Origin of the sequence: Streptomyces sp. NBC_01478, assembly GCF_036227225.1 — a bacterium.
Lineage (GTDB): Bacteria > Actinomycetota > Actinomycetes > Streptomycetales > Streptomycetaceae > Streptomyces.
Map to the genome: position 1 here is coordinate 11,748,745 of NZ_CP109444.1, position 14,955 is coordinate 11,763,699.

11 protein-coding genes are annotated in these 14,955 nt (G+C 71.1%); 9 read left to right on the top strand and 2 right to left on the bottom strand.

Translation table 11 applies throughout. From position 1 onward, the window contains the following. Nucleotides 1–267 precede the first annotated feature (267 nt). The 5 genes from OG223_RS52210 to OG223_RS52230 all read left to right on the top strand — a co-directional run bounded on the left by OG223_RS52210 (nucleotide 268) and on the right by OG223_RS52230 (nucleotide 7,693). Nucleotides 268–3,402, top strand: coding sequence for a BTAD domain-containing putative transcriptional regulator (locus OG223_RS52210; RefSeq protein WP_329264909.1), 3,135 nt, complete (start codon nucleotides 268–270; stop codon nucleotides 3,400–3,402). Nucleotides 3,403–3,827: 425 nt separating this feature from the next. Then, on the top strand, nucleotides 3,828–4,409 hold the full coding sequence (locus tag OG223_RS52215; protein WP_329264911.1) for a hypothetical protein: 582 nt from the start codon (nucleotides 3,828–3,830) through the stop codon (nucleotides 4,407–4,409). Nucleotides 4,410–4,479: 70 nt separating this feature from the next. Then, entirely contained in the window at nucleotides 4,480–5,109 is a 630-nt protein-coding gene (locus tag OG223_RS52220; protein WP_329264912.1) for a response regulator transcription factor, read from the top strand. Continuing rightward, nucleotides 5,106–5,741 (top strand): DUF4255 domain-containing protein, encoded by a 636-nt coding sequence (locus OG223_RS52225; RefSeq protein WP_329264914.1) that lies wholly within the window; start codon nucleotides 5,106–5,108, stop codon nucleotides 5,739–5,741. Before OG223_RS52220 ends, OG223_RS52225 begins: the two co-directional genes overlap by 4 nt. Beyond that, entirely contained in the window at nucleotides 5,738–7,693 is a 1,956-nt protein-coding gene (locus OG223_RS52230; protein ID WP_329264916.1) for an ATP-binding protein, read from the top strand. The genes OG223_RS52225 and OG223_RS52230 overlap by 4 nt, the downstream gene beginning before the upstream one ends. A 93-nt stretch (nucleotides 7,694–7,786) precedes the next feature. On the opposite strand, the gene OG223_RS52235 is transcribed toward OG223_RS52230, so the two are convergent. Continuing rightward, complete coding sequence (locus tag OG223_RS52235) at nucleotides 7,787–9,577, bottom strand: eCIS core domain-containing protein (protein WP_329264918.1); 1,791 nt, start codon at nucleotides 9,575–9,577, stop codon at nucleotides 7,787–7,789. Between the two features lie 331 nt (nucleotides 9,578–9,908). Continuing rightward, a complete protein-coding gene (locus OG223_RS52240) occupies nucleotides 9,909–11,342 on the bottom strand; it encodes an RICIN domain-containing protein (protein WP_329264920.1) in 1,434 nt (477 codons plus the stop codon). 276 nt (nucleotides 11,343–11,618) lie between these two features. Between OG223_RS52240 and OG223_RS52245 the strand changes: the two genes are divergently transcribed. The 4 genes from OG223_RS52245 to OG223_RS52260 are packed head-to-tail and all read left to right on the top strand — an operon-like array spanning nucleotide 11,619 to nucleotide 14,302. Then, nucleotides 11,619–13,166, top strand: a complete 1,548-nt coding sequence (locus OG223_RS52245) for a phage tail sheath family protein (protein ID WP_329264922.1) — start codon at nucleotides 11,619–11,621, stop codon at nucleotides 13,164–13,166. Nucleotides 13,167–13,224: 58 nt separating this feature from the next. Further along, nucleotides 13,225–13,668 carry a phage tail protein gene (locus OG223_RS52250; protein WP_329264924.1) on the top strand — a complete coding sequence of 148 codons (444 nt, stop codon included), beginning with the start codon at nucleotides 13,225–13,227 and terminating at the stop codon, nucleotides 13,666–13,668. After that, nucleotides 13,668–14,153 (top strand): hypothetical protein, encoded by a 486-nt coding sequence (locus OG223_RS52255; RefSeq protein WP_443073882.1) that lies wholly within the window; start codon nucleotides 13,668–13,670, stop codon nucleotides 14,151–14,153. Before OG223_RS52250 ends, OG223_RS52255 begins: the two co-directional genes overlap by 1 nt. Beyond that, complete coding sequence (locus tag OG223_RS52260; RefSeq protein WP_329264927.1) at nucleotides 14,150–14,302, top strand: DUF6760 family protein; 153 nt, start codon at nucleotides 14,150–14,152, stop codon at nucleotides 14,300–14,302. Before OG223_RS52255 ends, OG223_RS52260 begins: the two co-directional genes overlap by 4 nt. Nucleotides 14,303–14,955 lie beyond the last annotated feature (653 nt).

Genomic DNA, 14,955 nt, shown 5'->3' on the forward strand with positions numbered 1-14,955 from the left:
CGGGCCGAGGCGGAAGTCAACGATCCGTCAACGGGCTGTAGACACCCGGCCGGTTGTCTTGAGCGGGCGCGTCCGCGCCTGCGGGTTCGATCCGCGGGTGTCACATCTGACCTGCACAGGTCTGGAGCAGACGCGCTCCGCACAGTAGACAAATCTGTATCGGTGTTTTCGGGGGTTATCGGCGTGACAGTGCAAGTTCGTACCATCCCGGCCGGCGACGATCGGCTGGTAGACGACGTTTCCCTGCGCCTGAGGATCCTCGGTCCGTTGCGGCTCTGGCGCGGCGGCGTCGAACTGGACGTGGGCCCGCGGCAACAGGCCTACCTGCTCGCCCTGCTTCTCGCCCGTGAGGGCAGGCCGGTCAGCACCACCGAACTGATCGACCTGATGTGGGACGACGATGTCCCGGCCAGCGCCCTGAACGTCATCCACAAGTACGTCGGTGCCCTACGACGTCTGCTGGAACCCGGACTCCCCGCCCGCGGAACGGGCTCGTACCTCCACCGTCGCGGCAACGGCTACCTGTTCACCGCCGGCCCCGGGACGCTCGACCTGGTTGCCTTCCGTGAGCGCGTGGCGACGGCCCAAGCCGCCTCGGCGCAGCAGCGTCACGAAGCCGCGCTCGACAACTACGTGGAAGCGCTCGGTCTTTGGCACGGTCCCGCAGGTGACGGCCTGACCCACGGGCCCACCGTGGTGCCGATCTTCGCCGCCCTCGACGCCGAGTTGTACGACGCGTGCGCGGCAGCGGCCGAACTCGCCGTATCGCTGGCCCGGGCGGAGCAGGTGCTCCCCGCGTTGCACCTGGCCGCGTCGATGGCGCCCCTGCACGAACCCGTCCAGGCCGGCCTCGTCTGCGCCCTTGCCGCTGCCGGGCGGCAGGCGGAGGCACTGTCGGTGTTCAGCGCGGTCCGCGCCCGCCTCGCCGAAGACCTCGGTATCGACCCCGGTCCAGTGCTGCAGGACGCCCACCGGCGCGTACTGATGCAGCAGACCCCGCCGTCGGCGACCGCGACGGGTACGGACGCCAACGTCGGCGGCGCGCAGGTGAGTACGTCCGGCAGCCTGGTTGGCCGGGCCGAGGAACTCGCGGTGCTGCGGCGGACCATGGAACCGGCGTTCGCCGGCGGAACGGCTATCGGTGTCGTCGAGGGTGAGCCGGGCGTGGGCAAGACCCGCCTGCTGGAGGAGGCCGTGGCCGAGGCAGCCGGGCGCGGGGCGCTCGTCGTCTGGGGCCGCTGCCTGGACGGTGACGGGACGCCCTCGATGTGGCCGTGGGTGCAGGCGATCGGCACGTTCGTCGACGGCCTGTCCTCCGCTGCTCGGGAGGAGTGGCTCGCCGGCGATCTGGGCCGCCTCGTCGAGCCGCGCGGTGACGTCCTCGCCGCACCGCTGCTGCCGGACAGCGGCTTCCGGTTCCGCCTGTTCGAGCGGGTCGTCGCCGTCATGGGCCAGGCCTCGGCCCAGCGGCCGGTGGTGCTCGTGATCGACGATCTCCAGTGGGCGGACGGTACCTCGCTGCAGTTGTTCGAGCACGTGGCGGCCCGGCTCCCGGCCGGCACCGTGATCCTCGGTGCGCTGCGCGACCGTGCACCGGCACCCGGCCCGGAGTTGTCCCGGATGCTCGCCGCGGTCAGCCGGGCGCCCGGCCATCGCCGCTTCCGGCTCGGCCCCCTCAACCGGGACGACGTGGCCGAACTGGTCCGCCGCGAAACCGGCCGGACCACCGGCCCCGACACTGCCCGCAGTACCTACGCCCGCACCGCCGGCAACCCCTTCTTCGTCCTGGAACTGACTCGGCTGCTTGCCGACGGCGGCGAGCTCACCGACGCCGCCGGGGCCGGGGTGCCGACCACGGTGCGTGACGTCGTCCTCGACCGGATGGCCGGCCTCGACGGCGACGCCAGGGACCTGCTGCGGATCGCCGCACTCATCGGCCGCGACGTCGAACTCGGCCTGCTCGCCCGTGTTGCCGGCCTCGACGTCGCGAGCTGCCTCGAACGCCTGGAGCCCGTGACAGCCCTCGGCATGCTTGAGTCCGGGCCGGACAATCCGTTCTCGTTCCGGTTCGCGCACGACCTGGTCCGGGAGGCGGTCTCCGCCACAACACCGCCGTCGCGGGCAAGCCGACTGCACCTGCGGGTCTCCGACGCCCTGGACGACACCGACCCCGACGGTGAGTCCGTCGCCGAGCGTCTCGCCCACCACCTGTGGGCCGCGGGTCCGCTCGCCGAGCCGGCCCGCACCGCGGCCGCTCTGGTGCGCGCGGGCGGGCGCGCGGCGGGCAAATCCGCACTGGAGGCCGCCGAGCGCCAACTGCGGTCGGCGGCGCGTGTGGCGCGGACGGCGGGTCTCGCGGAACTGGAGCTGACGGCCCTCTCGCAGCTCACCGCGGTCGTCGGGATGCGGTCGATGTACGGCTTCTCGTCGCTCGAGCTGCTGGAACGCGCCGAGCACCTGGCCCGCAGCCTCGGCCGGGAGTCAGAGGCAGCAGGCTTCCTCTATTCCCGCTGGGCCGCCCACGCCCAGGCCGTCGATCTCGACCGCAGCGGTCCGCTCGCGCGCCGCTTGCTGGACCAGGGCGAGGCCTCCTCCGACCCGTTCGTGCTCGCTTGTGGCCTGCATGCCTGGGGCATTCACCAATGGCACGTCGGCAGAGTCGGCGAGGCATTCCGGTACCTCGGCAAGTCCAGGCCCATGGTCCTCGACCTCGCCCGGCGGGAGGAGGATCCGGTCCGTCACGACCTGCAGTTGCTCATGACCGGTCTGCTCGCGGAGATCACCGCGATGCACGGTGACGTCGAGGCGGCGCGGGATCTGCTCGAAGTGCTGGAGGACGCGGCGGGCGATGATCCGTACATGATCACGGTGTGGGCCACCATGGCGGTGAGGACTGCCTCCGTGGTCGGTGACCCCGTTCAAGCGCTGCACGGGGCGGAGCGGGGGATCGCGGTGGACCCCGGCTTCTCGTTCGTCTTCCTCGGCACCTACCAACGGCTTGCCCGATGCTGGGCACTGGCCATGACCGGCAACGATCCGGCCGGCGCCGCGGCGGAGGCGCAACGGATCATCACGGCCAACCTCCTTGACCCGCCGCGTTCTTGCGTCGCCACCTGGTACGGGCTGCTCGGCGAGATGTGGTTGGCGGGCGGGGCGCTGAACGAGGCCGCTGCCGCCCTCGACCAGGCCGACCTGTTCCTCAACAGTTGTGGCCAGCGCTACATGGAGGGCCTGCTCCTGCTGCTGCGGGCGCGGTTGCTACAGGCCTTCGGGGAGCCGGTCGCGGTTGTCCGGGCCGCCGCCGAGAAGGCTCGGGAGCTGTCCACAGAGCGGGAGGCGCACCTGTTCGCCCACCGTGCCGAAAGGTTCCTGGAAGAGCTCGAGGAGCCTGCCGGCGGATGATCGGATCCCGCGCCGATGCCCAAGCCGTTCCTTGGCTGGTCAGCCGAGATCCAGCGACTGTTCGCCGGCATCGCGGTCGGCCCCGTTCACTGCCCGGCTCGCCCGCGCGTGCTGTCGAGCGCATGAACGGACCATCGCGGAACCCGGCAGTCCAGCCGTTTCGGTCTTCCGCCACTGCGCGTCCGTGAACTCGTGCCGCCGCATCAAACGGGGATCCACAAAGCATCCACTCGACGGTTCACAAATTTCTCACTGACCGTCAAGTGGATCTCTCTAACCTGGCGAACGCCGTAGCCGCCCGGCATGGCGCACCCATGGGTGCCGTGCGTTCCCGCCCGGTATCTCCGTGCGCGGGCAAGCGCAGTGCGGCCTCCAGGGCGTGCAACACGCCCTTCACCACATGAACAAACAACAGGGGAAATGCAATGACGCGTTCTTACGCATCTTTCGGCATGGTGGCCGCGCTCGGTGGCGCCCTGCTGCTCACGGGATGCGGTGGTTCCGACAGCCCGGCGGCGGCTCCGGCCGCTTCCTTGCCGGCGGCCGCCGCACCCAGCGGTGCCGCGAGCGGGTCGCCCGCCGGGCAGGCGGCGGGGGCCGCGCAGCCCACGCAGTCGACGAATCCGTCGGGCGGCTACTGGCCCGCCACCGTGCAGCTCGGTCACAACGACAAGCTGGGCAAGACCGTGGTGGACGGTGAGGGCTTCACGCTCTACCGGTTCGACCCGGACTCCGCCAACCCGTCCAAGGCGACCTGCGTGGACGCCTGCGCGGTGACCTGGCCGCCGGTCCTCGCCAACGACAAGATCGTGTTCCAGGGGCTGGACAAGGACAAGATCTCCACGGTCCAGCGGGCCGACGGCACCAACCAGGTGACCATCGGCGGCTGGCCCGTCTACCGGTTCTCCAAGGACGGCGCGGCGGGCGAGACCAGCGGCGAAGGCGTCGGCGGCACCTGGTTCGCCGTGGCGCCCGACGGCTACAAGGCCAAGGACAGCAGCTACTGACGAGTCCGGCCGGGCCCGGGGCTCAGGCGTATGCCGAGCCCCGGGCCCGCACCTCACGGGGGAGACATTCATGACGACGAAGCCGATCACCGTGACCGTGCACGCCGACGACCCGCTGTCGCGTGCCGGAGTCACCAGTTGCCTGCGGGGCCGCCCGGACATCGAGGTCGTGGAACGGTCCGTGCGGGCCGTCGGCCACCGCTCCGTGGCGGTCGTGCTCACCGACCGGGTCGACGCGCCGGGCGCCGCGGCCCTGCGCCGCCTGGTCCGCGGCGAGTCCCGACAGGTCGTACTGGTCGTGGACGGGCTGCGCGAACGGGAGTTGCTGACCGCGGTCGCCTGCGGAGTGCACACCTTCGTATGGCGGCACCAGGCCACCGGCGAACGGTTGGAGCAGGCCGTTCGGTCCGCCGCGCGCGGCGACAGCGAGGTCCCGCCCGACCTGCTCAACCGGCTGCTCGTACAGCTCGGCCGACACGGCTCGGGCAGCCCCGCGGTGACTTCGGTCACCAGCCTGGCCGACCGGGAGGTGGAGGTACTGCGGTTCGTGGCCGAGGGGCTGGAGAACCGGCAGATCGCGGGGAAGCTCGCGTACTCGGAGCGGACCGTGAAGAACATCCTGCACGGCCTGATGACCCGGATGCAGTTGCGCAACCGGGCCCACGCGGTGGCGTTCGCACTGCGGGAGGGATACCTGTGATCCACGAGATCGACGAGGCCCTGCGGGGGCTGCTCCGTGCCCAGGCGCTGCCCGGAGGCGTGGCGGAGGTGGTCTTCGACGCGCCCACGCGAGACTGGGCCGCCCGGCGCAACGTGCCCACCGTGGACGCGTATCTCTACGACATCCGAGAGGAGGTGGCCCGTCGGGAGCGCGGCGCGATGGCCTTGCGCGACGCGGCCGGCACGGTCACGGAGCGCCGCCAGCCGCCGCGCTGGTTCCGGCTGTCGTATCTGGTCACGGCGTGGACCAAGCGCACGGAGGACGAACACAGGCTGCTCTCCGCCGTACTCGCCGGACTGCTGCCGTACGAAGTCCTGCCCGCCGAGCATCTGGAGGGCAGCAACCTGCTCGGCCTGGGCGCGGCGATTCCGCTCACGATCGGGGTGCCGCCGGCGGAGTCCCGTTCCATCGCCGACATCTGGTCGGCGCTCGGCGGTGAGCTCAAGCCGTCGCTGGAAGTCGTGGTGATCGCGCCGGTGTCGGTCTCGCCGGACTACAAGGTGGCGCCCCCGGTCCTGGAACCGACGGTCGCACAGGTGCATGACATCGCGAACGGCCGTACGCCTGACGGCACTTCAGCGGCGCTGGCCCGACGACGGGAGCTCCGGTGAGCGACTCCCTGTTGAAGCGCCTCGCGCTGCTGCGGGACCGGGTGAGCGCCCTGGTCGAGGCGCGGAGTGCCGGGGATCCGTCGGCGGGGGAGCCGCTGCGCGGGCTCTACGTGTCGGCCGAGCGGGTGGAGCACCTGCTGGAGGGGCGTGGGCGAATTCCGGTTCAACTCCATGACGCGTACGAGGGAGCCGAACCTGACGATGCCCTGGCGGAGTTGGCCGTACGGTTCGGTCTCACGCTTCTGGACACCCACATCCTTCTCACCGCCCTCGCACCGGACGTGGACCGGGATTTCGAGCCGCTGTACGGATACCTCAACGACGACGTCGGGCGCCGCCGGGCCAGCGTGGCCCTCGCCCTCGATCTGGCCGGGCTCGCACCGCACGACTGGGCGGCGCGGGCCCGGTTCCATCCGGGGGCGCCGCTGCCGGCCTCCGGCCTGCTGGCCCTGGAGGACACCGAACGGCCCCTTCCGGGGCGGGCGTTGCGGGTGCCGGAACGAGTGATCGCGCATCTGCTGGGGGATGAGGGACTGGACGGTGAACTGCTGGGTGCGGTCGAGCTGTTGACGGCGGAGGCGCCTACGGGACCCTTCGCGTCCCGGCTTGGGGCGCTCCTCGCCGACCATCCGGCCGTGGTCCACCTGCGGGGGCGCGGGGCGGAGTCCGGGACGGCGGTGGAGGTGCTGAGAGCGGCCGGCCTGCCGGTACTGCGGTACGACCCGGCGTACGGGGACCAGCGCCTGGTGCCCGTACTGCTGAGGGAGGCGCGGTTGCGCAGGGCGGGGGTTGTGGTCGGGCCGTTGCCGGAGAGGGCGGGTGCACTGGTACGGGAACTGGAGTCATCCGGCCCCGTACCCGTGGTGCTGTTCGGCACCGAACCCTTCGATCCTCGTTGGTCCGCCGACGGCGACGTGCTCTGCCTCGACGCGCCCACCGACACGGTGGACACCGGGCTGGTCTGGGCGGCTCAACTGGGCCGGGAAGCCCGGGAGTTCGACCTCCCGGCAGCCGTTGCCCCGTACCGCCTCGCCTCCGAGCAGATCCGCCGTGCGGCCAAGACCGCGAGAACACTCGCCGTACTGGACGGCGGGCCGTTGACCGCCGCCCATGTGCAGCGGGGCGCCCGGCAGCAGTCGGCGCCCGCCCTTGACCGGCACGCGCGGCGGGTGAGTCCCGCGGTCGGCTGGACGGACCTGGTGCTGCCTGTCGGCCCGCGCGAGCAGTTGGAGGAACTGGTGGTGCGCGCCCGGCAGCGCGAGCGTGTGCTGGGCCAGTGGGGGCTGCGGACCGGTGGCGGTCGCGGGCACGGGGTGGTCGCCCTGTTCGCCGGGGAGTCCGGGACCGGCAAGACGCTCGCCGCCGAGGTCGTCGCCGGGGAGCTGGGCGTGGACCTGTACGTGGTGGAGCTGTCCGCCGTCGTCGACAAGTACGTCGGCGAGACCGAGAAGAACCTGGAACGGATCTTCGCCGACGCGGACCGTACCGACGCCGTCCTCCTCTTCGACGAGGCCGACGCGGTCTTCGGCAAGCGCTCCGAGGTGAAGGAGGCGAGCGACCGCTATGCCAACCTGGAGAGCGCCTATCTGCTGCAGCGCCTGGAGTCCTTCGACGGCATCGCGGTCCTCACCACCAACCTCCGGGCGAACATCGACGACGCCTTCACCCGCCGCCTCGACCTGGTGGTCGACTTCCCCTTCCCTGACACCGGCCAGCGCCTCGCTCTGTGGTGGCAGAGCCTTGCCGGGGTGCCCTGCGCCGACGGTATCGATCCCGGCCCGTGCGCCCGGGACTTCGTGCTGGCCGGCGGCTCGATCCGGGGCGCGGTGATCACCGCCGCGTACGCCGCGGCCGGCCGGGGCGGTCCCGTCACGACCGACGACCTGCTGACCGGGGCGGTCCGGGAGTACCGGAAGGCGGGGCGGCTGGTGGTCGGCCGGGACGACTTCTAGGGATTGTTGGGAGCAGGATCCGACGTCCGGCGGGCCGGGCCGACATCGTGTCGGCCCGGCCCGCCGGACGTTCACCGGATCTCGCTCACGCCGCTACGCGACGGACTTGAACTTCTCCGAGATGAGCACCTTGCCCGCCTCTCGGTCATCCTTCATCTCACCCCAGTTCAGGCCGAGAGCGTCGATGGTGTTGCGTGCCTCCTCGGATCGCTCGGCCTTCGCCACGTCATGCGCCATGTCGTAGAGCGCGGCAGCGAACTGCTCCCGCTCGTTGGGGCCGGAAGCCTTCCAGAAGGCCAGCGTCCTGCGCAGCCGCTCTTTGATGGTGGGCATGGTGCCGTCATGGTCCGGTTTCGCGCTCTGCTTCCAACGGTGCTGGAAGAACCGCCACGTCTTCCAGCCGGCGACACCCAGGGCCACTGTGGCGGCTGCGCCGGCGAGTCCCCAGCCGACGGGGGTCGCGACCAGCACACCGGCCCCCGCGGCGACACCGGCGGCGAGTGCGACCGCGGCAACCAACGCGGCGACGGAACCGCCGACCCCCAGCAGGGCGGCAACAGCGCCGATCGCCTTCACGGTCACGCCTCGGATGTTCTTTCCGGCAGCGTATTCCTGTATTTCACGCAGGGAGATGTCCACGGACGCGCTCTCGGTATAGCGCTCGACCTTCTCTGTCTGCTTCACCAGGGCCTCGTGCATCTTGCGGGAAACTTCCGCTCGCTCCTGTTGCCGGAGTTCCGCGACCGCCAGTTCCGCTTGATCCCGCTGAAGTTGCTCCTCGATTTCGGATTTCTGCCGCAATATATCCTTGATCCTGGAGTGCCAGACTTCTTTCTTCTCCTGGATCTGCTCCTGTCCCAGTCCCCGTATCGCACTCTGGAGGGAACGTTCAACTTCCCGGAGGTCGTACTCGTCGCCGCTCACAGTCCACTCCAGCGTTCCCACCTCCTTGTTCGCAGCCTCCAGAGCTTCCTCGGGCTTCTTCTCATCAGCCATGAGCTGCCGCAACTTGTTCACACGCTGCCGCGCTTTGTCCGCCTTTCTGATGTAGCGGACACTCTGGACCGAGCCGACGAGCAACCCCGCTCCGGCAGAGGCGGCGGCCACACCGCCCACGGCCTCCTGGGCCGCACCGCTCAGATTCATCGCGGAGGACGCGAGGCCGGTGGACATGTTGCCGACGCTCAACCCCTGCTCGGCCGTGCCGGCTGCTCCAGCCTTCAACTCTCGGTCGTGCCGACGGTAGGCAGCGGTGCCTGGTGAGCTTTTGCGTCTGTCCGTTCGTGCGCGGCCGAACTTGATGACATTACCGACCAGCCCTACGAAAGAAGTGAGCGTACCGGCACCGGCACCGACGATGGTGCCGTACTGCGCGGCGCTCGTGGTGGCGGCCGGATCCCGGTAGCCGCCGGCGACCGACGCGGCCGTGAACTGGTTGTTCGCGTCTCCGGCGGCCGTCAGGTCCCCGGCCTTCTCGGCTGCCGCGCCCAGCGAGGGACCTTTCGTACTGGTCACCATCTGGACAGCTATGGAGTCCCCCTTGCTGCGCTGCACCGCACTCCGCCGCCGCGCCGCGCCGCCCTCGGGAACGGGCCCGGCCATCGCCCGCACCGCGTTGGCCTCCGCGGCCCGTTCGAACCGGTCGGACGGGTCGGAGACGCGCAGGCCGGTTCCGTCGTCCGTCCCCGCCACCGGGCCCTGGCGCTGTTGGATCACATGGGTCAGCTCATGAGCCAGGGTGTGCCGGTCCGTGCCGCCAGCGCCCAGCACCACATGGCTGCCGGAGGTGTAGGCCCGCGCCCCGATCTCGGCGGCGGAACGCTGGGCGGCGGGGCCGGTGTGCAGTCGTACGTCGGAGAAGTCCGCGTCGAGGCGGGCCTCCATGTCGGCGCGGACGGTGGTGTCCAGGGGCTGGCCCGGGGCGCGGAGGACTTCCGGGACGGACGAGCGCTGTACGGGGGCGGAGGTGGAGGCGGTGTGGCCGCACCCGGCGCCGTGCACGTGCCGGGCCTCGTCGACCGCGCGGAGGACGGCGGCGTTGCCCGCGGTTCGTTGCAGCGTCGCGATGTGCGCAGGGGAGAGGACACCCGGTGAACCGCCTTGTTCCGTACGGGAATCCGGGGCCCGGGACGGCGACCGGGGTTCGGCCTTCTCGGGCCGGTGAGGCTGGACGCGGGGGCGCACGGCGGCCCGCCTTTCTGTCGGGTGGCGGACGTCAGGAATTCCCGAGCCGCCACTGCTGAATGGACGCGAAGCGGTCGTCGCAGGACAGGGCCTGGACCTGGGTGTTGTCGCCGGTGTTGGTCAGGCACTCGCCGGTCTGGGCGTTGACGATCGTCACCACGCCGTCCGACACGGGCTGCAGACGCCAGCGTTGGAGCGCGGGGACCTGGCCTTGGCGTACGGCCTCGTCGCCGCCCTGCACCGTGCGGATCTGCACCTGTGGCTGACCGTCGGCCTTGTCGAGCACGCTGCCCGGCGAGCTGCCGGGGGTGAGGGCCACCGTGCCGTCGGCGAAGGGGAGTTGGGCCCAGAACTGGTTGAGTCCCTGCTGTTTGTCCGTCCAGTCGGAGACCACGACCGGGGTGCCGTCGTCGGTGCGGCCGTCCTGGACGGTGAGGTCCTTGCCGTTCTGGACGCTGCGGATGGTGACCACCGTGTTGCCGGCCTGGTCCGTGGCCTGCTCTCCGGTGTTCTGGTCCTGACCACCGCCTTGTTGCTGTTCTTCGGACTGCGAGGGCGAGGGCGACGGTGGTGAAGGAGCGGCGGCCGACGGGCTCGGCACCGACGGTGGTGCCTGGGTGGCCGGTGCGGGCGGCAGTGCGGCGGCGGCCGGAGCCGCGGCCGGCTGTTGTTGCGCCACCGCGTTCGAGACGAGCGACGGCCGGGGAATGAACCAGACGGCGGCGAACACCGCCGCCGCGGCCAGCAGCAGCCCGAGCAGCACGAGCAGCCACTTCGGGAACAGCGCCAACCGTACGAAGGTGCCCCGCAGTTGGGCCGGCGGAATCATCCCGGGAGATCCGGAGGGTCCGGCGGCGCCCTCCACTGTGGGTGCCACGGTGAGCGCGAACGGATACCGCTCCGGTCGGCCGAACAGCTTCACCCCGCCCGGCCGGATCCGCACCCGGGCGAGCCGGGTCCGCCCCTGCGCGACCCGTACCGTCTCGGGAACGGGGCGGAAGGTCAGCACGTCCTCGTCGTCCTTCCCCGAAATCCCCACCGGCAGCGGTGAGTTGCCGACGTTGTCGACGGCCACCCGGGGCCGCCCGGAAAACCGCCCGCGCACGGTGACGGGCAGCAGCTCGGCCCGCATCTCACCGAACGCCGAGACGGAGAGGGTGCCTTCGGCCACGTTCGACAGCTCAGGGTTCTCACGTGGCTGCACGAGGACGCCGAACCGGACGGTGCCGGCCGTGGTGCCCGCCGAGCGCGGCGGGGTGAACACCACCTCGGTCGAGCCCTCGTCCCCTGGATAGAGCCGCAGGGTGTCGGGGGCGACCAGCGCCCACTCGGCGGGATCGCCGACGACGGAGAGCCGGTACTCCTCGACGGTGTCGCCGTCGTTGCGCAGCCGCAGGGTCGCGGTCGCGCTCGATCCGGGGTCGACTGCGGACGAGGCGGGTTCAAGAGAGGCGAAGGTCGTCACGCGGCCACGGTAGGAAGCGGTCCGACGGCACGGCAGAAGCAGCCGGGCAGGGTGCGTTGGCCGTGCGGAAGACCGTACGGCCACCGAACGGCCCTGCCCTCGGCGGCAGTTGGGCGTCCCACGAGCCCGGTCGGATTCGGTGTCCCCGTCGCGGGTGGCCGTACGGCCACGGCGGTCGGCCCCAAGAGCCTGTCGGGCGGCCATTTCCTGACGGGCCCGCCCGCGCCAGCCTGGTTCTACGCAATCACCCCGGATGTCATGCAAGGAGAAGTCGCCATGCCCACCTATCTGTCCCCCGGCGTCTACGTCGAGGAGGTGGCCAGTGGATCCCGCCCCATCGAAGGGGTCGGCACCTCGGTGGCCGCCTTCGTGGGCCTGGCCCCGACCGGACCGCTGAACGAGCCCACGCTGGTGACGAACTGGTCCCAGTACACCGCCTCGTTCGGCGACTTCACCGAGGGTCTTCTGCTGGCCCACGCGGTGTACGGGTACTTCAACAACGGCGGTACGGCCGCGTATGTCGTACGGGTCGGGGGCGCGGCCGGGGCCGGCTCCGGCGGGCGCCCGGCGATCGAGGCGTCGGCCCGGGAGGCCGCCCTCGGCACCTTCCGGGTCTCGGCGCTGACCGGGGCGAACCTCGGCGGCTCGCCCGTGGTCGAGGTCTCCGACACCTCCGGCGAGGGACCCGACGACCGGTTCACACTCACCGTCAAGGACGGCGACAAGGTCCTGGAGACCTTCGACGTCTCGGCGAAGAAGAGCAACCGCAACTACGTCGTCACCCAGGTCAAGCAGCGCTCCAAGCTGATCGCCGTCGAAGAGACGGCGTCCGCCGGGCAGTTGGCGCGGCCGGGGAACGGGGCGGTGGCACTGGCCGCCGCGTCCGCGCCCGCACCGGCCACGTCACAGGAGCGCCTCACCAGCGGCCAGTTCCTCGGCGACCCCGCCGACCGGACCGGCTTCGGCGGTCTTGAGGCGCTGGACGCCGTCACCATGGTCGCCGTCCCCGACCTGATGGCCGCGTACGAGCGCGGGACCCTCGACCTGGACGCCGTCAAGGCGGTCCAGCTCGGGATGATCGCGCACTGCGAGCTGATGGGCGACCGGATGGCGATCCTGGACCCGCCCCCGGGCATGAACGCCCAGCGGATCCGCGAGTGGCGCCAGGACACGGCGGGCTACGACTCCTCGCACGCGGCCCTCTACTACCCCTGGATCAAGGTCTTCGACCCGTCCGGCGGCCGGCAGCGCCTGGTCCCGCCGAGCGGCCACATGGCGGGCATCTGGTCCCGCAACGACTCCGAGCGCGGCGTGCACAAGGCGCCCGCGAACGAGATCGTACGAGGCGCGGTGGACCTGGAACTGCAGATCACCCGCGGCGAGCAGGACACCCTCAACCCCATCGGCGTCAACTGCATCCGCGCCTTCCCGGGCCGCGGCATCCGCGTGTGGGGCGCTCGTACGGTCGCCTCCGACCCGGCCTGGCGCTACCTGAACGTGCGCCGCTACTTCAACTACCTGGAGGAGTCGATCCTCGCGGGCACCCAGTGGGTGGTCTTCGAGCCCAACGACGAGGCCCTGTGGGCCCGTATCCGACGCAACGTGTCGGCGTTCCTCGTGAACGAGTGGCGGTCCGGGGCGTTGTTCGGCTCCCGTCCCGAGGAAGCGTTCTACGTCAAGTGCGACGCCGAGACCAACCCGCCGGAGTCGGTGGACGTCGGGCGCGTGGTGTGCGAGGTCGGCATCGCGCCGGTCAAGCCCGCCGAGTTCGTGGTGTTCCGGCTGGCCCAGTTCTCGGACGGGACGGGCGAGTCGGGCGAGTAGTCCCCACTTCTGACGACCGTCCCCTTTTCATCGACCTCGGAAAGAGAAGCGAACGAGCATGTCCCTTCAGCCCGGTGACGCCCTCACCTCACACAACTTCGGCCTGCAGATCGACGGCGTCATGGTCGAGTACCTCCAGGAGGTCAGCGGCCTCTCCGTCGAGCAGGACGTCATCGAGTACCAGCAGGTCTCGAAGGACGGCAAGCCCGTCACGAAGAAGATGCCCGGCGTGAAGAAGGCCGGCGAGTGCACGGTCACCCGCGGGATGACCGAGTCGGCGGCGTTCACGTCGTGGATCAACGACTCCATCGCCGGGAACATGGGCGCCGCGCGCAAGAACGCGACGATCATGATGATGGACTACCAGAACAGCCCGGTGAAGCGTTACAACATGCGCAACGCCTGGTGCAGCAAGGTGGAGACCAGCGGGGTCAAGGCCGGGGACACCTCCGCGCTGACCGAGCAGGTCACCATCGTCTTCGAAGAGCTGGTCATCGAGTGATCAGGCGTACGGCCGCGCGAACAGGGGGCGTGGGGAGCGTCGCCACGGCGGAGGCACCGGCTGCCGAGTCGGTGACCTCGGCGTCGCCCGCGTCGCCCGCCTCTCCGGTGGCAGCCCTGCGGACGGAGTTCTCCTTCGAACTGCCGCGCGGGTACGTCGACGAGTCGGGGACACGCCACCGCGCCGGCACCATGCGGCTGTCCACGGCCAGGGACGAGCTCGTCCCCCTGCGGGACATTCGGGTCCAGGAAAACCCCGCCTACCTGTCGGTGGTCCTGCTGGGCCGCGTCATCACCCGCCTCGGCACGCTGCCGTCGGTGCACGACGGGGTGGTGGAGAACATGTTCGCCTCCGACCTCGCGTTTTTGCAGGACTTCTACCGGCAGATCAACGCGGAGGGGCACACCCGGGCGGCGGTGTCCTGCCCGCACTGCTCGGAGCCCTTCGAAGTGGAACTGGCCGGGAGCCGCCTGGGGGAATCGTGACGTACGCGACCGACCGCCTGCACGAGGAGGTCGCGTACCTCGCCTTCCATCTGGGCTGGGGGCTGGGCGAGTTGCTGGATCTGGAACACGCGGACCGCAGGGGATACGTCGAGCGGACCGCGGCACTGCTGAGCCGCGAGGAGGGGTGAACTGACATGGCGGGGTTGTTGGCCGGCCTTTGGGGGCGGGTTCGAGGGGCTGGGCCGGGCTCCGACTTGGGGGTGCCGAGCGTGTCGGGTGAGCCCGCCGCGTCCCGCGCCTCCGGCGTGGAATGGCGGTCGGCGGCTCCGGTCCAGCGGACGCTGGGGCCCATGTCCCCGGTGGTGACGCTGGACTTCGCCGGTGGGCTGACCACATACGGGAATCCGGCACTGACCGGTGGGATCGTGGCCTCCGGGCGCGGAATACGGGTCTTGGACGACGCCGGGCGAGGAGCTGACACCGGCGGCGCGCCGGACCCCGCCCGCAACACCGTGACACGGGCCGCGACGGCCGGGCCGGCGACGGTTCGGCGGCCGCCCGCACCGGTGCGGGCGGGCGGATCGGGCACCGTGCAGCGTGCGGGGGGAGGAGGGCCGGTCGGCGGTTCCGCCCCTGCGATGCCGGGCGCACCGGACGGGCCAGGCGCGTCGAACGGGTCGCTCGTGCCGTTGAACGCGTCGGGACACACCTCCGCCAAGCCCGCCAGGCGCCCCGAGCCGTCCGGTCCCTCGGGTTCGTCCGGTGGCCCCGGCGGGGAATCCGGCTCCCGGGGACCGTCGGCCCGGCAGGTCGCGCGAGCCACACTCTCCCGGTCCGCGAG